Annotated in this window: 18 protein-coding genes; 8 read left to right on the top strand and 10 right to left on the bottom strand. The window is 38.3% G+C overall.

The genetic code is table 11. The features are described 5' to 3' along the window. Positions 1-88 precede the first annotated feature (88 nt). Both MHH64_RS11280 and MHH64_RS11275 read left to right on the top strand, forming a co-directional pair. Positions 89-616, top strand: coding sequence for a transcription repressor NadR (locus MHH64_RS11280; protein WP_340001776.1), 528 nt, complete (start codon positions 89-91; stop codon positions 614-616). A 90-nt stretch (positions 617-706) separates the two neighbouring features. Beyond that, positions 707-838 carry a hypothetical protein gene (locus tag MHH64_RS11275; RefSeq protein WP_262366407.1) on the top strand — a complete coding sequence of 44 codons (132 nt, stop codon included), beginning with the start codon at positions 707-709 and terminating at the stop codon, positions 836-838. Positions 839-865: 27 nt separating this feature from the next. Here MHH64_RS11275 and MHH64_RS11270 read toward each other — a convergent pair whose 3' ends face one another. Beyond that, a complete protein-coding gene (locus tag MHH64_RS11270; protein ID WP_251659936.1) occupies positions 866-1960 on the bottom strand; it encodes a glycerol dehydrogenase in 1095 nt (364 codons plus the stop codon). A gap of 353 nt (positions 1961-2313) precedes the next feature. Between MHH64_RS11270 and MHH64_RS11265 the strand changes: the two genes are divergently transcribed. Further along, a complete protein-coding gene (locus MHH64_RS11265; RefSeq protein ID WP_158586311.1) occupies positions 2314-2724 on the top strand; it encodes a CHRD domain-containing protein in 411 nt (136 codons plus the stop codon). 238 nt (positions 2725-2962) lie between these two features. Here MHH64_RS11265 and MHH64_RS11260 read toward each other — a convergent pair whose 3' ends face one another. Next, positions 2963-4189, bottom strand: a complete 1227-nt coding sequence (locus MHH64_RS11260; protein WP_340003274.1) for an EAL-associated domain-containing protein — start codon at positions 4187-4189, stop codon at positions 2963-2965. Between the two features lie 209 nt (positions 4190-4398). Between MHH64_RS11260 and MHH64_RS11255 the strand changes: the two genes are divergently transcribed. Next, positions 4399-5535 (top strand): acyl-CoA dehydrogenase family protein, encoded by a 1137-nt coding sequence (locus MHH64_RS11255; protein ID WP_303450850.1) that lies wholly within the window; start codon positions 4399-4401, stop codon positions 5533-5535. A gap of 54 nt (positions 5536-5589) precedes the next feature. On the opposite strand, the gene MHH64_RS11250 is transcribed toward MHH64_RS11255, so the two are convergent. Further along, positions 5590-6039, bottom strand: a complete 450-nt coding sequence (locus tag MHH64_RS11250) for a MaoC/PaaZ C-terminal domain-containing protein (protein WP_095307586.1) — start codon at positions 6037-6039, stop codon at positions 5590-5592. 177 nt (positions 6040-6216) lie between these two features. Then, positions 6217-6636 carry a lipocalin-like domain-containing protein gene (locus MHH64_RS11245; RefSeq protein ID WP_251659931.1) on the bottom strand — a complete coding sequence of 140 codons (420 nt, stop codon included), beginning with the start codon at positions 6634-6636 and terminating at the stop codon, positions 6217-6219. Between the two features lie 191 nt (positions 6637-6827). Here MHH64_RS11245 and MHH64_RS11240 point away from each other — a divergent pair, with 191 nt between their 5' ends. Further along, positions 6828-7274, top strand: a complete 447-nt coding sequence (locus MHH64_RS11240) for a MarR family winged helix-turn-helix transcriptional regulator (RefSeq protein ID WP_251659929.1) — start codon at positions 6828-6830, stop codon at positions 7272-7274. Between the two features lie 119 nt (positions 7275-7393). On the opposite strand, the gene MHH64_RS11235 is transcribed toward MHH64_RS11240, so the two are convergent. Next, positions 7394-8437 (bottom strand): hypothetical protein, encoded by a 1044-nt coding sequence (locus MHH64_RS11235; RefSeq protein WP_095307590.1) that lies wholly within the window; start codon positions 8435-8437, stop codon positions 7394-7396. A 96-nt stretch (positions 8438-8533) separates the two neighbouring features. On the opposite strand from MHH64_RS11235, the gene MHH64_RS11230 reads away from it, so the two are divergent. Beyond that, positions 8534-8752, top strand: coding sequence for a hypothetical protein (locus MHH64_RS11230; protein WP_340001775.1), 219 nt, complete (start codon positions 8534-8536; stop codon positions 8750-8752). A gap of 786 nt (positions 8753-9538) precedes the next feature. Here MHH64_RS11230 and ptsG read toward each other — a convergent pair. The 3 genes from ptsG to helD form a co-directional block, all read right to left on the bottom strand. Continuing rightward, the gene (ptsG, locus tag MHH64_RS11225; RefSeq protein WP_340001774.1) at positions 9539-11551 is read right to left on the bottom strand and encodes a glucose-specific PTS transporter subunit IIBC; all 2013 of its coding nucleotides are present in this window, start codon (positions 11549-11551) and stop codon (positions 9539-9541) included. Between the two features lie 167 nt (positions 11552-11718). Further along, on the bottom strand, positions 11719-12561 hold the full coding sequence (locus MHH64_RS11220) for a PRD domain-containing protein (protein ID WP_118890383.1): 843 nt from the start codon (positions 12559-12561) through the stop codon (positions 11719-11721). Between the two features lie 154 nt (positions 12562-12715). Continuing rightward, positions 12716-15022, bottom strand: coding sequence for an RNA polymerase recycling motor HelD (helD, locus tag MHH64_RS11215; RefSeq protein ID WP_340001773.1), 2307 nt, complete (start codon positions 15020-15022; stop codon positions 12716-12718). 401 nt (positions 15023-15423) lie between these two features. On the opposite strand from helD, the gene MHH64_RS11210 reads away from it, so the two are divergent. Next, positions 15424-16986 (top strand): peptide chain release factor 3, encoded by a 1563-nt coding sequence (locus tag MHH64_RS11210; protein ID WP_340001772.1) that lies wholly within the window; start codon positions 15424-15426, stop codon positions 16984-16986. Between the two features lie 134 nt (positions 16987-17120). Continuing rightward, entirely contained in the window at positions 17121-17327 is a 207-nt protein-coding gene (locus MHH64_RS11205) for a YjzC family protein (protein ID WP_095307602.1), read from the top strand. An 82-nt stretch (positions 17328-17409) separates the two neighbouring features. On the opposite strand, the gene uraA is transcribed toward MHH64_RS11205, so the two are convergent. Together uraA and trmB are read right to left on the bottom strand one after the other, a co-directional pair. After that, positions 17410-18669 (bottom strand): uracil permease, encoded by a 1260-nt coding sequence (uraA, locus tag MHH64_RS11200; protein ID WP_095307605.1) that lies wholly within the window; start codon positions 18667-18669, stop codon positions 17410-17412. 479 nt (positions 18670-19148) lie between these two features. Next, positions 19149-19784 carry a tRNA (guanosine(46)-N7)-methyltransferase TrmB gene (gene trmB, locus MHH64_RS11195; RefSeq protein WP_095307608.1) on the bottom strand — a complete coding sequence of 212 codons (636 nt, stop codon included), beginning with the start codon at positions 19782-19784 and terminating at the stop codon, positions 19149-19151. Positions 19785-19892 lie beyond the last annotated feature (108 nt).

Below are 19892 nucleotides of genomic sequence, written 5' to 3'. Positions count from 1 at the left end.
CATAGAATTAATATATTATCAAGTACTACTTACAAAATCACACGTAATTGGACTAAATGTCACAGAAATGTTTAAGGAGGGCAATAAAATGCAGCACGAAAAAATGCCTTCAGCAAAAAGACAGCAGCTCATCATACAAAAACTAAAGCAATCGGATCAACCAATAAGTGGCAGTGATTTCGCCAAACTTACCAACGTATCCAGACAGGTGATTGTTCAGGATGTGTCGATATTAAAGGCGAAAAACGAACCGATTATCGCAACAAGCCAAGGGTATCTCTATCTTAACGAGCATACAAATAATCAAAAGCAACAAGTAATTGCCTGTAAGCATGATGCTAGCCAAACACAAGAAGAGCTATACTTGATTGTTGACCATGGGGTAACGATCAAAGACGTTATTGTAGAACATCCTGTATATGGTGACATAACCGCTTCGATTCGGGTCAGCAACCGAAAGGAAGCTGACGAGTTTATCAAAAAGATCCAGTCCACGGATGCTTCATACTTATCTGCACTAACCAATGGAATTCACCTGCATACTCTTGAATCCGATTCAATCGTTAAAATTGAAGCTGCTTGTAAGGACTTAAAAAACTCCGGCATTCTAATTTAATTTGTTTCGGTCGAATCATGTTTGAAATGGAGCTACAACGGTTACAGGACTATATAGAAATACATCCTAGTTTGTCAGCGAGGTGATAACATGTCCAATCAAGACAAAGAAAAACAAAGCGATGACTCGCTAGAGCAAAAGCAAAAAAACAATGATCCAAACCAGGATATCGAGCCACAACGTGAAACAGATTCAAAACCTCAGGAAAGTAATAGAGAGTAAGGCTGGTAACCGCCTTACTCTCTTATTTCATTTAGTTTTACTCAATTGATCCACCGCGAGAATTGCCGTAGCAACATCATCTGGAGTAACATCCTGGGAAAGATTTCCCATTGTTTCTCCCTCCTGTGTAGCTGCTTCTCCAACTCTTCGCAAATCTTCGTAGGATACTTCTTCTAAATGCATTTCCTTTAATGTTGTAGGTAATCCAAGCGCTCGATAAAATTCAATATATTTAAGTATTTCATCTTGTGAATGCAATTCTAACACGAGCTGCGTTAATGTTCCATACGCTACCTTCTCACCATGTGTCAAATGGTGAATATCACCCTCGAGTACGGTAAAACCATTATGAATTGCGTGTGCAGCTGCTAGTCCACCACTTTCAAAACCAAGACCGGATAGCAATGTGTTCGCTTCAACAACGGCTTCCACATGCTTCGTGACCAGGCCCTTTTGCACTGCTTTATAAGCTGCTTGTCCATAAGCGAATAATGTTTTTTCACAGGCTTCAGCAATTGCTCGTGCGGCAATACTAGTCTTGCCGCCTGCCATTGCATCTCCATTGCTTTTAATTGTTGCTCTTGCCTCTACCCATGTTGCCATTGCATCCGCAATTCCAGAAGCAAATAGTCGTGGTGGAGCACCTGCAACCACTTTCGTATCTACGAGTACCAACTCCGGATTTTTATCATAAAATTTATAGGACTCGAACACACCTTCATCACTATAAATAACAGATAAAGCACTGGTTGGTGCATCAGTTGATGCTGTTGTAGGAACAATCACAACACTCACTGCCAGACCATCAGCAACTGCTTTCGCTGTATCAAGTGTTTTTCCTCCGCCAACTCCGATGACGCTATCAACTGCTTCGTTCTTCCCATCTTTTACAATTCTTTCTACTTCATTTAATGAAGCTTCTCCATTAAATTCTACGTAATGAAAATCTAAATCATCTGCTTTCAAGCTCTCCTCTATTGTGGAGCCTGTTATTTTCCAAACGGTTTCATCTGAAAGGATTAAAGGCTTTTTGCCAATTGACTTAACATGCTGTCCAATATCTTTTAATGCATTCTTCCCTTGAATATACTTACTAGGTGAGGTAAAAATAATATTCGCCATGTTTTCGCTCCTTTTTATGTAGTTTCATCTCTATTATGCCATACCCATTAAAATTTATTTTAGGTACGCCATGAACCATATATTCCCTTTATTCCTCTTTTTAAAACGCACCTATTCCTTATAGGTGTTAGCCAAAATTATACTAAACCGTTTACATAGGGATAGTCGTACAAGCAAAATTGCTTCTTGGTAATAGAATACATTAGAAAACGTGGCATTCGTTGAAGGGATTTTAATAAGTTCCTGCTTTTAAGAATTCTCATACTTTGGATCGCGAGCTTCCTTTAGTAAATGCCTTCGTTTCACAAATCCGGATGGAGCTTATTGATAACTATAAATGGAGGGTAATTTTGATGTATAATGACTATTTTTATATTGCAGAATTAACAGGCTCACAAGAGTCACCACCAGTTCGGACATATGCTGATGGTACAACACTCTTTCATGTGAGTAGAAATGGGAATGAAATCCGCTATCGACTTGCTGCCAATAATATTAACAATATGACGCAAGCACATATTCATGTCGGACGCAGAAATATTAATGGACCTGTCGTCGCTTTTTTATCCAGTGAAGCTGCCAGTCTTGAAGAACAAGAAACTATTTTAGAGGGGTTCCTAACATCCGCTGATCTTACTGGACCACTCAAAGATAAATCAATCTCAGACTTAGTTGATCTAATGAATGCTGGAAAAGCATACGTCAACATCCATTCAAAATCATACCCGAATGGAGAAATCCGAGGAAAGATCACGCAACACTAAAAAATGCAAGATCATCCCATATGATACTACCTTAGGCTGATTTTTTATCAGCTTTTTTATTTTCTTGAAATTTATTAATCTTATCTAAGTCTAAATAGAAATTCTATTTTACCATAAGGATAAACGGCCAATATACCAATTAAAAAAAATCCATTTTGACTTTGACTAAGCTGTTGCAAAATGGATTTTTTACATAGTATACAAACAATGGTTCATTCTTGGACTTTCAAACAGTTAATTATAGCAAACCTTCTTGTTCATACAAATAAGCATATGGAATATCTAAAAATACATACAACGTTTCTGAAATCGGGAACGAATAGGTTCTAATGCGTTCATCTCTTTCAATATCTGTGTATAAGTCAGATAAGAGCCCTTTTTTCTCGACATTCATACGCATCACATTTTCGAAAAAGTACGGGCGCCAGCTCCAGTTTTTATTCCTACCTTCATAATGCAGTTCCCACTCTCCTATAGCATTTTTCTCTGCATTTGATGACAGTTGAATCCCTTCCTCATTACAAATATAGATACGAAAAGCAAAGTTCGTGCATGCCTCACCAATTTTCAGGATAATATCATCATAAGCATCATCTGATTTTACAGTTGGCAGCATCATTTTAAATTGCTCATTAATCCAATTGGTTAATTCAAGCTGGGCTTTCATTTTTTTACGTTCAAATAATACAAACCGTTGAAAGTCTGTTTTAATCTTTTCTTGAGAACAATCTGCTTCGACAAAATTAGATTGTGGCTGTTTTAGATAACTTCCCTGGTAATAATGCCCACCATGACGCCATGCGTAGTTTAATTGACTATATGTAGTGATTCCCTTAAACAGGAGTGCTGCTCCAATTTTACGAGAAAGCATCGATAACGAATGATGGACATCGCCATATAGCTGCGGTAATAGGTCATCATCTAAAAATCCAGCATCTACTTTTACAATGTTTGGTTCTAATTGAACTAAACGTTCTAAACTAGCATTTCGTTGTTCAACATCAATGGCAATCCGAATACCAAGCGTCTTCATATATTTGATGAGCTTTCTTAAATCATTGCTTTGCTCCGTGATTGAAGCCTCCTTTATTTCTATGATAATTTTATGCAAATCCAGTCCTTTTTGGGCACTAGATTGTAAAAGAGTTAGCAATGATTCTCCATCATCTTTCATTAATAGTCTAGCATTATAATAAAATGTCAGATTCATTGACTGATCACTTTCCATAAACGTATGCAATGCCTTTTGTTGAACATCATTATTCAGTTCAAAGTGGAAATCTCCAGGGATTGAACCGTCATCAAAAAACCAGTCCAACTGCTTTAGATTGCCGTTTTCTTCTTTAAATAATGGAAGTACTTCATAACCAACAATCAATTGCGTATCCGCACTGATAACCGGTTGGTAATATGGTATTACCTGCTTCAGATTTAACATAACCTCTAAAGGATCCAACCCAATCACCTCCGTTAGACACATGCTGCTTCCCTATTACCTGTCAGCTTTCATTACGACATTTTTAGGGGATACTAAGAGTATACTCCAAAATTGATATTTTCTTAACTAACAACTTCAATTTACTTTTTTAAGAAGGAATGAAATAATAGATATATTAATCCAATCTGTTTTATAAGATTTAGAAACCAATTCTTTTATGTACAGGAGGATCACAAATGAAGCTTACAACATTAAATACTATGTCAGAACGAATAGAACTGTTAAAAAAAACAGTTGAACCTTTCAAAGTTCGCGCCCAGGTGCATGATGAAAACGGGACATTTCCTCATGAAAATTTTGAAGACTTAAAAGCAGTTGATTATCCTGCTTTAACAGTTCCAAAGCAATTTGGCGGAATGGAAATATCGCTAACTGAAATGCTGCAGCATCAAGAAGTCATTGCCCAGGCTGACGGCTCAACAGCACTTTCAATCGGCTGGCATATGGGCATTGTCAAGCATCTCGGTGAAAATGAACGTTGGCCTGAAGGACGCTACGCAACTGTTGCCAGAGATGTCGTTAAACATGGCGCATTATTAAATAACGCCGCTTCTGAGCCGGCAACCGGAAGCCCAACGCGCGGTGGCAAACCGGAAACCTTCGCAACGAAAACAACAGGTGGCTGGATTGTAAATGGAAGAAAAACCTTCACGACACTCTCACCCATTCTTGATTATTTTATAGTCAGTGCTTCCATTGATAGTGAAGATCAAGTTGGGAATTTCTTGATAAAACGTGATAAACAAGGTGTGCGTGTTGATGAAACATGGGACTCAATCGCAATGCGCGGAAGTGGAAGCCATGACTTAGTCTTAGAAAACGTTCATGTAGATGCTGATGACCTTGTGGAACGAATCAAACCAGGTCGAAAAAAGCCCGCTGGATGGCTATTACATATTCCTGCATGCTATCTTGGAATAGCACGGGCCGCACAAGCTTATGCAGTTCAGTTTGCAACAACTTACTCGCCTAATAGTATTACAGGAACAATCGCTGATTTACCAAATATTAAGCAAAAATTAGGCGAAATGGAGCTTGCAGTATTAGAATCGGAGCATTTCCTTTATTCTGTTGCAAGAAAATGGGATGAAAATGGAGATACAATCCGACAAACGATGGGACCTGAGCTTGGTGCAGTTAAATTATCTGTCGTAAATAAGGCGATTCATATTGTTGATTTGGCAATGCGAGTTGTCGGTGCACGCAGCTTATCGAAACAAAATCCATTACAGCGTTATTACCGTGACGTGCGTGCAGGACTCCATAACCCACCGATGGATGATATGACGATTATGCAGTTGAGCGGGAGATAAGGTTTTACTCACTTCAACATAAAAGTGCACATAATCAGCGCATTATGTGCACTTTCATCTTCCCCTACGAAAACTTAAAAGTTTAGCAACTAAATGTTGACAAACCTCATTATGTTGATTTATCGTTTCACATTCCACAAATAAAAGAGCTTGGTTCGGTTTCGTTTTAGAAGGTTTGATTTCTTTAATGGTGCTTTTCACATGTAGAACATCAGTTGAGCGAGTAGGACGTGGCCATTTGATTTCTCCTCCTGCTCCAATAACTCCATGCGCAAAAGGCAGGCTTTTTGTCAATAAACTCATCGTAATCGAAGCAGTGTGCCAACCACTCGCAGCTAAACCCTTAAAAAAAGTATCTTTTGCCAGAATTTCATCACAATGGAAAACTTGTGGATCAAACTCGTGCGCAAATGCTTTTATTTTATCTGTACTTAATTCATACGTTTCACTGATAAACACATCACCTACTTTTAAATCCTCCAGAAAAAGTGTTTGTTTAGCCAAACTAATCCCCTCCTTATAGGTGTATATTTTTGAATAATAGCCTTATATTAATTTTTCCAGCATAACCCTATGAATTGAATTGTTTATCTACACCTCTAATAGGCTCGATATAGCTTCACCCTTTTGCCATTATCAACCCCTTTTAAATGTCTTCTTTGCTATGTTCGGAATAAAACACTATGGAATACGCTTCCAAATAAGCTTTTGGTTTGGATTTAAACCGTTGCGAATTCTAAGAATATCTCCTTCAATTGAAGCAATACGCGGCTGCTGTTGTCCGAGCCAAGTCGGATTCATACTTACTTCCATATGATGGGTTAACGTATTTGTTTCTTCGATCACCTCATATTTCCCTGCATAGGACATGTACCCTAACGCAGCCTCAGCCATTTCATCCTTCGTTCCTTTATGTGAATCACCTGATACATATGCCGGGCGTCTTTGTCGCATCAGCTGCGCCGACATGTAACCTTCTGGATGATACATAAGAAATCCTGTCGCATCTTTTCCCAGTGGGTATATGATATTCCCCTCCTTATCTTTGGACTGATAGGAAATAAGTGACCATACTCCTATTATTTGTTCTTGTAATGTCATAAACATTCTCCTTCTAAGAATTCAATATATGTATATACATATATTAATAAAAAATTAAAGTTCGATTACCATTGAAATTAATGTATATACATATATAATGGTATTAATAATTGTATTATCTGTCAAGAATTAATTTTCAGTTAATTATTGATACCTATTTTAAATTTACAGATTGAAAGGAGATCTACTTTATGAAAAATCTAGACAATGAGTTGGATTTTATTATTCAGACCTGCGCTTGTGCCAATATTAGAAAGGCAGCGCGAATCGTTACACAAGTTTATGAAAAGCAAATGGCATCGACTGGTTTAAAAGTCACGCAATACTATATGCTAGTAAACATCGCTCGCCATCGAGAAATTTCCATTAGCAAGCTGGGAGACATCATGTTGCTTGACCAATCTACCATTACTCGTAATGTGAACATATTAAAGAAAGATGGATATGTAAACATTACAAGAGATAAAAATGATTCAAGAACTAAATTCGTTTCGATAACCGAAATGGGACTTAGCAAAATAGAAGAAGCAACTCCCATTTGGTTAGAATTGCAAGAAAAGGCGGAACATGAATTAGGTAAGGAAACGTATAACGATTTGTTAGAGAAACTCCAAAGGTTACAGCAATCTATGGAATGAATGCTAATACGTCCCCTCCCCATCTATGATATGGAATTATTTTTGTGAAATCATCTAGAAATAAAGCAGGGACTCGCCTCCTGGACTTCATCCCTGCTCGCATCAATTAATTAAGGATTTCACTTCTCCGGCATCCGCTTAACAATCAATAAAAAGAGCATAAACAATCCCAGATAGCCAAATAACGGATAGAGAACGGTCAGTAATTTCCCATAACCCGCTTGGCTAATAACAAAAATAACAAACAGAATAAGTAAGACCGCATGCTGATAACGCAGACCAAATGCTGCCTTTAATTGCCGCGTGATTCCGAAGACATTCCCAACAACGGTATTAAATATCTCCCCAAAAATAATGAGCAGAAAAAAGACATGAAGCACAGTCCCAAATAACTTAACGATTTCCGCCATCGGAATATCATATGAGAATGTCGCTGGAAAAGCAGACAATGAAAAATGACTCATGATTAATATGAGAAATAGACCGAATCCACCTAAAAATCCGCCCCATTTTAAAATACGCTCATCTCGAATCTCATTCCCTAAAGGCACAAGCACGACAAGTGCTGTCATTAAATTAAACGAAGAATAAGTTAGTGGTGAAATAATCCACTCCCAGCTTTCTGAATGGAGGATTGCCATCACTTGTCCAACCAGACCATCTGTTTTCCCACTAAAAATAGAGATAAATACGAACAGACTAAATAAAATCATTAGTGGAACAATATAGGAATTAATTGCAAAAATACCCCTCATTCCTTTTAACACGACAATATAACAAAGAATAATCGTTATTATAATTCCGAATTGGAAAGAAAGACCAAGCTGTTCGTGGAAAACCGCTCCAGCTCCCGAAAGCATAACCGAGGTGACGCAAATGACAACAATAAACATAAATATATTAACGAACTTGCCGCCTTTTGAACCAAATAAATATACATTTAAATCCTGATACGAGTAAGCCCCAATGCGAGCAGATATAATCATAATTTTCGTGCCGACAAAGATAAATAAAAAGCCCGTGATAACAATCCCGATTGCTCCAAATGTACCGTGCACACTAAAAAATGTAACAATTTCCTTCCCCGTTGCAAACCCCGCTCCAACAATCGTGCCAATATACGTTGCAGCAACTAAAAGAATCGAAAAAATCTGCTTTGCCAACGCCTCACCCCCGTTTTATGTATATGATGGGAACCTCAATAAAAGACGAGCATCTCGCATTGGGTCGTCTATTATCACGAAACAGATAATGTATTATTGGCTGGGGATCTTTTTACATCAAAGCGTGGAATGATTCAACAACCAATGGCTCTTTTTACAGGTGATATGCATGAAGCCGTAAAAAGCAGCACAATTCTAGAGCAATTACAGCCAGAACGGTTAGAAGTATGTCATGGTGATTCCGTTTTATATCCTGCCGATCAACTGAAAACTTACGTGAGCAAAACGGAAAGAAAGCTAAGGTTAAATAGTTGATCGTTGCCTCCTTAAAAATTTCATATATGAGGAGTTGCGTCAATGACCATCATGCCATATGTTTTATAAGGTATTCTATTTTTATTGGAATTATTTGCGCTTGTTGTCTTTTCCATTTTGGGCTTCCAACTTATGAAGCCCCTATTTTTTAATTTTATTTGGTATCGGAATTCCCTCCGTCATCGCAACGTTCTGGGATTGAACCTTTCCCCAAAAGCAGCAATTAAACTTCCTTTTTCAATAAAGCTTATACTTCAGTTTACTATATTCGTCTTAGCTGCACTTTCCCTGCACACCATCGGAAAAAGCGGCATTGGAATTGTATTTATCTTGACTATTGTGATTAATAAGATGCTGTGATTTTTATTAAGTGACTAAACTGCTGGGGTTTTCTGCTGTTGAGGTGTTCATTCTTCCGATGAGTGACCAATATTCTGAGATTTACTGCTTTTCGGGCTTTCATCACACCTATGAGTGACCAATAAACTTAGATTTACTGCTTTTTGGGCTTTCATCACACCTATGAGTGACCAATAAACTTAGATTTACTGCTTTTTGGGCTTTCATCACATCTATGAGTGACCAATAAACTGAGATTTACTGCTTTTCGGGCTTTCATCACATCTATGAGTGACCAATAAACTTAGATTTACTGCTTTTCGGGCTTTCAATTGCACTTACTTTTCAAACTCATTGAATTAGATCCTAATGGCATAGCAATCGCTTCATCATGCAAAAACCCCCTAGCTACATTTTAACGTAGTAGCAAGGGGGTTATATTTCATATTAAGCAATCGTATCTCCAGCTTTTACATTTGCTTTTTCCGGAACTGCTATCGCTTGTCCATCAGGAACACTTGTAAATACAATCGGTGTTACAATGGATTTTGCCTTTCTGCCAATAACGTCAAGGTCTGCTTTTAATATAGCTTGTCCAGCTTCGACAATATCTCCTTCACCAACGAGCGTTTCAAACCCTTCACCTTGTAGATTGACCGTATCAAGACCTACATGAATCAGAATTTCTTTTCCACCATCGGATAGAATGCCGATTGCATGCTTCGTAGGAAATACAGTCATGATTTTACCGTTTACTGGTGAAACAACAGTACCTTCTTCTGGAACAATCGCAAAACCATCACCCATCATTTTTCCAGAAAAGACTTCATCCGGTACTTCTGTGATGGAAATGATTTCGCCTTTCATTGGTGAGACAATTGTTTCATCGAAGTCAGTTTTTACAGCTGCCTCACTAGCTTTATTTTCTTCGACTTTTACAGGACGTGGTGTTTTTCCTGATATTATATCCTGCATTTGACTTTTAATGATATCAGATCGCGGTCCAAATATTGCTTGAATATTATCACCTACTTCAAGTACACCAGCAGCTCCCAACTTTTTCAGTTTACCTTTATCAACATTCGCTACACTGCCTACAGAGACACGCAAACGCGTAATACATGCATCTAAATGCGTAATGTTTTCTTGTCCGCCCATCGCTTCCAATACATTATAAGCAAGTTCACCAGCATCTGCTGCTTCACTTTCGTCCTGCTCCTCAATCTTTTCACGACCTGGAGTCATTAGATTGAATTTTTTAATGAAGAAACGGAATAAGACGTAATAAATAACCGCAAACACAAGACCAGCTAATATCGCGAGCCACCATGGCTCTTGTCCAGGTAAAATACCAAATAACGCAAAGTCAATGGCTCCACCTGAGAACGTATAACCGATATTAACACCTAAAAATGTCATGAGTACAAATGATAACCCATCTAAGAATGCATGCAGTACGAATAACAGTGGTGATACAAACATGAACGAGAACTCAAGTGGTTCGGTAATACCGGTTAAGAACGATGTTAATGCACCAGATGCAAGAAGACCTGCCACTAACTTTTTCCTTTCTGGACGTGCAGCGTGGTACATTGCAAGCGCTGCTGCCGGCAGACCGAACATCATAATCGGGAATTCACCAGCCATGAAATTACCAGCAGTAATTTCCACACCATCTCTTAACTGCGCAAAGAAAATCGTCATATCACCACGGACAATTTCTCCTGCAGCTGTTGTATATGCACCAAACTCATACCAGAATGGTGCATGGAAAATATGATGCAATCCAAATGGAATTAATAAACGTTTAATAAAACCAAAGAAAAATACCGCTAAATACGTACCTTCTTCAATTAACCAGTAAGATGCGCTGTTCATTGCCTCTTGTACAGGCGGCCAGATGAATAATAGTACTAAGCCTGCAACAAAGGATACTGCCGCTGTCATTATTGGCACAAACCGCTTCCCTGCAAAGAAGCCAAGGAATGATGGCATTTCAATATCATGATAGCGATTATAACAAAACGCCGCGATTAACCCGACGACAATACCACCAAAAACTCCTGTTTGCAGCGTAGGTATTCCTAGCACCGCCGCAAATCCTGGGTCACTTTCAATCATTTCTGGCGTAACTGCCAACCACGATCCCATTACTTGATTTAAGACAAGGTAACCAACAATTGCTGCCAAAGCAGCTGCTCCATCACCAGCAAGTCCGATTGCAACACCAACTGCAAAGATAAGTGCGAGATTCGCGAAAATAATATTTCCGGCATCTTCCATAACTAAAGCGACTAATTGAATCCAATCCGCGCTTAGAAACGGAAGGTAATTTAGCATGGTATCCTGCTGCATTGCATTACCTATCCCAAGCAAAAGACCTGCGGCTGGCAGCAATGCTACCGGCAGCATTAACGCTTTTCCGACTTTCTGCAACACACCAAAAGCCTTTTTAAACATTGTTATCCTCCTCCAATTTTTACTATCCAACAAACACTTTTGAAGAACAAAAAAGACATGAGTAGAGATCACGATAAACGAATGGCAAGGAGCTTGTAACCCTTGTCATTTATTCATGTGATTATCTCAACTCATGCCTGATCGAATCAGTAACACGTAAGATAGCATTAATCTATTTTATTGTTTAGCCGCTGGAGATGCATCGTTAAGTAAACAACTTCTCCATCGTAAACAGAAGTATTTAGTGTTTGTTGCATAATTTTAATTAGCTTCCATGCAAGATTATAGCATACTGGATATTCCGTTTTCAAGAGGTTTGCTATTTTTTCTGGTTCCTCAATAAACTCATTGTTAGTTATTCGTTCAATTGTATAACGCAAATGCCTTACAAGACGTAGGTAATGAATGCTTTCTCTATCAATCTGTATTTCTAATTGGTCTTCAATCACATTAATCAGTTTCGTCACAAGCTGAGAATATTTATTTAAATCAGCAATTGCTTTATCTGTAATTGCACTATGAATATGCAATGCAATAAAACCAATTTCCCCTTCTGGCAGTTCGACCTGCAGCGATTGATTAATATAATCAACAACATCAGCGGCAATTTCATATTCTGCAGGATAAAGCGCTTTTGTTTCTTTTAAAAACGGATTTTTAATCGCCATTCCTTTTAATAAACGCGTAATTGCAAATGCGGTGTGGTCCGTGAGTGCAACATGCACCTTTTCATGTAAAGGTGTATTTGATCTTGCTTGAATGATATTAATTGATTCAATAATCGTTTTTAATACCGCTTCATCCACCTGAGGCAAAAGCTTAATATAATTTGCTTGTTCCCTTTCATTTCTTAATACAAATAGCTTTTCAATCGCATCCTCCGTAATTGTATCATTCTTTTTCCGGTTAAATCCGATACCTTTCCCAATTAAAACTACTTCCTGCCCCTCGTCATCACTTGCAATCAACACATTGTTATTCAATGCCTTTTTTACTGTATATAAGACCAAGGTCTTTCTCTCCTCTTCCTAAGGGCTTCTAATTACTGAATCCTCGTTCCTCAATTGTTTAATATAGCACAATAGGAAAAGAGTTTCATCCATTATCCTATCGAAACAAGGAATAGCCGCACTATTCGTTATGCGACGAACAGCGCGATTCCCTTTATTCCTTCACATCATACAACTCTTTCGGAACAAGTTTGATAAAAGGAGATATCTCTTGTCGACAGAGTATTGTCAAAGCATGCATTGCCCTTGTACAGGCAGTATAAAATAAGGATTTATCCGATTCCAATGAATAGTGATCTGCTGATGCATCAGGTATGATGACAGCATCAAATTCAATTCCCTTCGCCAAATAGATTGGCAAAACAAGCACACCTTTTTCAAATGTATAGGTTTCTTCATTTACCAAATGGATGGGTAGCTTATCTTGTAATAAATGATAAATCTGTTCACTTTCCTCTAATGTCTTACATATTAATGCAATTGTCTCGTTCCCCTTCTTCAATTGCTCCTCCACACACGTCAATACAGTTGTCATACATTCATTTTCATTTTGCAGGTTGATCAGTTCTGGCTTACTTCCTTCACGATTAAACGGTTCAATTGGTTCATGGCCAGGTGCAAAATACGTTGTAAAATCAACAATTTGTTTTGTTGAACGATAGCTTTTTGTCAGTGTAATTCGTTCATGGCTTTCTACATGCTCCACTGGTATGAGCGGGTTTTCTTTCGCAACATGCGTATAAATAGCTTGATTAACGTCTCCTAATAGTGTCATTCTCGTATAAGGAAAAAGATGCTTAATATAGGCAAATTGAAAGGCAGAGTAATCCTGTGCTTCATCGATAATCAACTGCCGGACAGAACGATCGGCACTGTCCCCTAGCAATCTCCCTTTAAAATAGAGATATGGTGTAGCATTCTCCCACGTTAGAAACTTCTGAGATAAATCCGTTGCAATTTGGGCACGGATATCCTGCCAATTGTTTGGTAGCTCTTTTGTATTCCATTCAGTAAACAACTGTTGATAAGTGGCTAATATATTTACAAACGCGAACTGCTTCACACGTTTTTTCAGCGGTTGAAAAAAACGCTTCACCATATATCTTCTTAATATTTTCTCTTCATCTTGAACTGTACTCGATTGCAGCTTTTCTTCTGCTCGCTGATATGCACGCATATAATCCTCTTTATCCAGCAATTCGATTTGCTCCATTACCCAGTCCTCAGCAATTTCCTGCTGCTGATATTTACTTAGTTCCTGCAGCAACCATTTCGATACCATTTCCATCTTATTTGGGATTGCTATCTCTTTATCCAAGGAATAAAAATATTCTCCGATTTGCTCCTGATCGATGAGTGTTCTTCCACGAAATTTAATAGGTTTAAATTGAATACCGCTACCATTCAGATCCGAAGTAAAAGCATCAATTAACTGCATAAAATCAATGGTTGATAAATAATCCATATTCTTCATTCGAATAGGATAATGTTCACTCTCTGTTTGCGTTAATACATATTCCATCTGCTCAAACGGTGATTCGATTGTAAGGTTGCCGCCAATTCCATTTTTTAAGTAATCCAAAAACGTCATTTGTCTAACATTCGTTTCGCCTAACTCAGGAAGCACATTGGAAATATAACTGCTAAATAACGGATTCGGTGAAAATAATACAATATTATCTGCATGTAACTCCTCGCGGTAGCGATACATTAAATATGCAATTCGCTGTAAAGCTGCAGACGTCTTTCCGCTTCCTGCTACCCCTTGAACGATTAAAAGCTTACTACGCTCATTTCGAATAATTTTATTTTGTTCTTTCTGTATTGTTGCTACAATGTTTTTCATAGACGTACTCGCATTATTCCCCAACGCTTGCTGAAGTAGCTCATCACCGATTGTAATGCCAGTATCAAACATCCCCTCAATGACACCTTGTTTTATAATGAATTGCCGTTTCAATGTCATTTCACCAGATATAGTGCTATCCAATGTTTGATAATGGGCTGGTCCTGGAGAGAAATCGTAGTATAGACTCGAGATCGGTGCACGCCAATCATACACAAGAAAGTCCTCTTCATCTTGATCCATCAACGAGGCTATTCCTATATAAAGCGACTCTTCCTCAGTTCCTGGCTCTTCAATAAAATCAAATCGCCCAAAATAAGGAGCGTTCCTGAGTCTTTGTAATGTTTGTATTTCTGCACTTATTTTCCCGTGGAATTGCTCTTTCTGGGATAATATTGCAGCTTGCTGCTTAATACTTTCCTGCGTTTCTATGATATCATCCATTTCTTCAAGATTAACCGTTACATCATCCCAAAATGTTTTACGCAGCTCAACAACGCTTTGTTTTAATCCTGCAGATCGTGCCTCAAGATTTTCTTCTTTATTGTTGATCACTTCTACTACCTTCTCAACCCGACGCTGTTCATATTGGCGATTTTCAGTATCGTGACTCATTGCATCCATCCCTCTCTCAATAAATTTCATTTTTTAGTTGACAACAGCAGAAATTGTTTGATATAATATAGTTGGATAGTTATGATATCACAAAATGATATTTAATAACTAAGTTAGTATAGCATATTTATTTACCTGTGACAATATATTATTTACTTATTTTATAACACGTTATCCGAGAAGCAGCGCGACACACGCGGCTTCTTTTTTTGCACTTATAATAGAGAACAATCATCTTTCCCCTCCATAATTATGAGCTTTAGAAGGACTATCAGCATTTTACAAGTAAACGGCAATTAATCAAACTCAAGCTGCATCGATCGCTAAAAATCAAACAGTGACAGGCACCTCTTTCATATAGTATGATAAAAGAATCTTTAAGAATAGAAGGGATTATTGGAATGGCAATACATGAAGAAGTAAAAAAACGAAAAACATTTGCGATTATTTCGCATCCCGATGCAGGAAAAACAACAATGACAGAAAAGCTGCTATTATATGGGAATCTGATTCGTTCAGCTGGTACCGTAAAAGGGAAAAAATCAGGGAAATTTGCAACATCAGACTGGATGGAGATCGAGAAACAACGTGGGATTTCCGTTACCTCCAGTGTAATGAATTTTTTCTATGAAGGCTATCACGTGAATATTCTCGATACTCCTGGACATGAGGATTTTAGTGAAGATACGTACCGCACATTAACAGCTGTCGATAGTGTTGTGATGATTATTGATTCCACTAAAGGAATCGAGCCCCAAACAATCAAGCTGTTTAAAGTATGCCGTATGCGCGGTATTCCTATATTTACGTTTATAAATAAATTAGACCGTGAAGGTAAAGAACCACTTGAGTTATTAGAGGAAATTGAGCAGGTGCTTGAAATTGAAACATATCCAATGAATTGGCCAGTTGGAATGGGCAAACAATTCCTTGGCATATTCGATCGTTATGGTAAGCAATTTGTGAAGCACCATACCAATGAAGAAGAAACCTATATTCCATATGCTGAATTAGATAATGTCGAGCATAAGGAGCTGACAAGGAACCCGACGTACGAAGCAGCCAAGGATGAGCTGGAATTAGTCGCTGAAGCAGGCGACAAATTTTCACTTGATGCAATCATGAAAGGTGAGCAAACACCTGTCTTTTTCGGTAGCGCCCTTGCTCCATTTGGTGTCGAGCTCTTTTTCAATACATTTATCTCGATGGCACCAACACCAACACCTAGAAAGACAACAGAGGGAATTGTCCAACCAGACCATGAAGATTTTTCTGGATTTATTTTCAAAATCCAAGCCAACATGAATCCTGCTCACCGTGATCGAATTGCATTTTTAAGAGTTTGCTCCGGGAAGTTCGAACGTGGGATGAGCGTCAAATTATCACGAACAGGGAAAATATTCAAACTTTCCCAATCTCAACAAATGGTTGCTTCAACTAGAGAAACTGTTGAGGAAGCATATGCGGGCGATATTATTGGCATTTACGATCCAAATGCTTATCAAATCGGTGATACATTAATAGCTGGCAAGGAAACAATCGAGTACGACGAACTGCCAGTATTCCCTCCAGAATTATTTAAAAAAGTGGCTGCAAAAAACGTTATGAAATCGAAGCAATTTAGAAAAGGAATCGAACAGCTCGTTCAAGAAGGAGCTATTCAATTATTCCGCGACCGGCTTACCGATTCCTTTATTTTAGGAGCTGTAGGCGAGCTACAATATGACGTATTTAAATATCGAATGCAAAATGAATATAATGCAGAGGTTTTATTTGAATCGATTGGGGAGCGAATTCCCCGCTGGTTAAAAGAAGATCAGGTTGATGAATCTTTATTTGATAGCAGGAATTTACTTGTTAAAGACCGTCACGGCAATCCACTCGTTTTATTCCGAAACGAATTCTCATTAAATTGGTTTCAAGATAAGAACCCCAAAATCGAATTAATTGACCTATTAAGCTGATTTAATTAGTAAGTGTGTGTCCATCAAATGGATGCACACTTTTTCTTTACATTGTCTATCCTTATATTGCCATGTATGAAGCAACCGCAGATAATCATAATAAGAAAAACAAAAATCAAGGGGTGAGTATAGAAATGGGTGAAAGCAGACAGTTTCGAGCTGGACAAAAAGCACCGAATAACGGGGTTTATATCGAAATTGGTGAAACTGGTGGGAATGTCAATGACCCTCAGAAGGTCGAATTAAATGCAGGAGACACATTTCCCGAAAACACGAATCATAATCGACTATGGACAAATAAACGTCACCTTACAAGACCAGGTAAACCAGGGGTCCAGTAAGTTCCACATCATTCCTCAATTCTCAGAAAATTAAAGCTCTGCAGTTCATCGTCTCCTGCAGAGCTTCAATATGTATTTCTATTTATTCATTTGATAACTTAAGCGTATTGAACAATTTAAACAGTAAGCTGATCACAATTGCTACAACTGTCGCTAGACCCATACCTGTTAACGCTACTGTTCCGATTGTAATTGACGCACCACTAATTCCGATTGCTAGGACAACACAAGTCAGAATCAAATTTTGCGAGTTATTATAATCAACCTGCTGTTCTACTAACATCCGAAGTCCGCTAACCGCGATGATTCCGAAAAGAAGCAAGGAAATCCCACCCATTACTGGTGTCGGAATCGAGGAAATAAGTGCAGCGAGCTTTCCACAGAAGGATAGAATTACCGCAATGATTGCTGCCCCTCCAATTATCCAAGTCGAATAGACACGAGTAATCGCGAGTACCCCTATATTTTCACCATACGTTGTATTCGGAGTGGAACCAAAGAAACTGGAGAGCATTGTAGAAATACCATTACCGAATAAAGAGCGGTCCAAGCCAGGATCCTTTGTTAAATCTTTATCAACAATATTTCCAGTCACAACTAGATGACCTATGTGCTCGGGTATAAGTACAAGCGCTGCCGGCAGAATAATTAAGATATCAGACCAATTAAACTCAATTTGGTAGTACGTAGGCATCTGAATCCATGCAGCTTCCTTTACAGCTGTATAGTCAACAATACCGAATAGTGTTGCGATAATATAACCAGTTATAATTCCAAGTAAAATCGGAATTATTTTCAAGAAACCACGCATTGTTACCCAATAAATTATGGTCGCTCCTAGTGTCAGCAATGAAACCGTTACGTTAACCGCCGTATCTGTTGCACCTTCTGACGGTAATAGACCCGCCATATCCGCTGCTACTGGAACCAGCTCTAATCCAATTACCGCAACGATAGCCCCCATTGCTGCCGGGGGAAAAATAACATCAATCCAGGAAGTACCCGCATATTTCACGATAATACCGACTAGAACCAGCACGAACCCTACAACAAAGAATCCGCCTAGTGCCGCTCCATAGCCTCCCCCAACAGTTAATACTGCTGTTACTGGCGAAATAAAGGCAAAGCTAGAGCCTAAATAAGCCGGGATTTTTCCTTTTGTAATCAAAATGTATAGTAATGTCCCAACTCCATTCATGAGCAAGATTGTTGCTGGATCGACTCCAAATAAAATTGGTACTAATACAGTTGAACCGAACATTGCGAATAAGTGCTGAAAACTAAGTGGCAAACTTTGTAATAAAGGTAACCGTTCATCAACTTGTATCTCCCGCTGTTTCATTTCTTTCTCTCCTCTGTTTACCTTTTAAAATTCCAGTGTTTTCACATAAAAAAACACCTTTCCAAAAAGAACTGGTAAGGTGTTTGCTTTAGCAGCACATGATAGCAGGCCTAGCCCGCCACTAGTTGTGCATCCATATCCGTCTCATCCTTACCAGCCTCACAGGACTGATTTAAAGGTAATTCATTTTATTGTTAAACCTATTATTGCAAGAAAAGGCCTAATATGTCAAGCTATTTTTTAGTCCTTTGCCACTAACTCAAAAACCTCCCTTTTATCGTCCCATTCAACCGTAACCTCTATAGTTTGGTTTTCTCGAACAGTTATACCATTCCTTCCACCTGAGTTTGTAATCTCGCACCGACGAGAACAGTGATAACCATCTTCCAATTCGACGCAAACAATTCGCCTTAATTTCCTTACTATTATTACAACAAAAAAATCATCACACCATATCATGCGATGACCTTTTTCGTATATTAAAAGCTTGCTTTACTGCGATAGATAACTTGTCCCTTCGAAGAGAACTTTTCCTCATATTCTGTCATGATATTCAATGGATCATTTATTGCATGAAGATCTAAGTTCACTTCTTCCAGCTTCATTCCAAAAGCATTGAAGCTGACTAGGGAATATTCAAATAAACCACGATTATCTGTTTTAAAAATAACCTTGCCAGTTGAATCAAGAATCTCTTTATACTGCTCTAAAAATGTATGATATGTTAACCTTCTCTTCTCATGGCGATTTTTCGGCCATGGATCAGAGAAATTTAAATAAATCGTTGCAATTTCATTTTCAGCAAAAATCTCTCGTAAATCAGCAGCATCTACATTTAATAGCAATAAATTATCCACTTCTGCATCTAACGCTTTCTGACCCGCTGTTACAATAATACTCTTCACTACTTCAATCCCAATAAAATTAATATCTGGATGCTGCTTAGCCATCCCTACAATGTACTGGCCTTTACCAGTTCCCACTTCAATGTGAATCGGATGATCGTTATTAAAGAGTTGTTGCCATTTCCCCTTATGCTCCATTGCATTTGGAACAATAAGCTGGCTATTTTCCTGCAAAAAATCATCCGCCCACGGTTTATGTCGTTGACGCATTGTCTAAACCCTCGCTTTATTACTTTTTGTATAGAAATATGAAAAGCCACGCCCAGTCCGCACTTCGCTAATCGGGCGCTTCCGCTTTTGTGTATAGAAAAAATGAAA

It is taken from the genome of Oceanobacillus sp. FSL K6-0127, from assembly GCF_037983385.1.
GTDB classification, from domain to species: Bacteria; Bacillota; Bacilli; order Bacillales; family Amphibacillaceae; genus Oceanobacillus; species Oceanobacillus profundus.
Note: the sequence above shows the minus strand (reverse complement) of the source record. Positions and strands in the feature narration are given on the sequence as shown.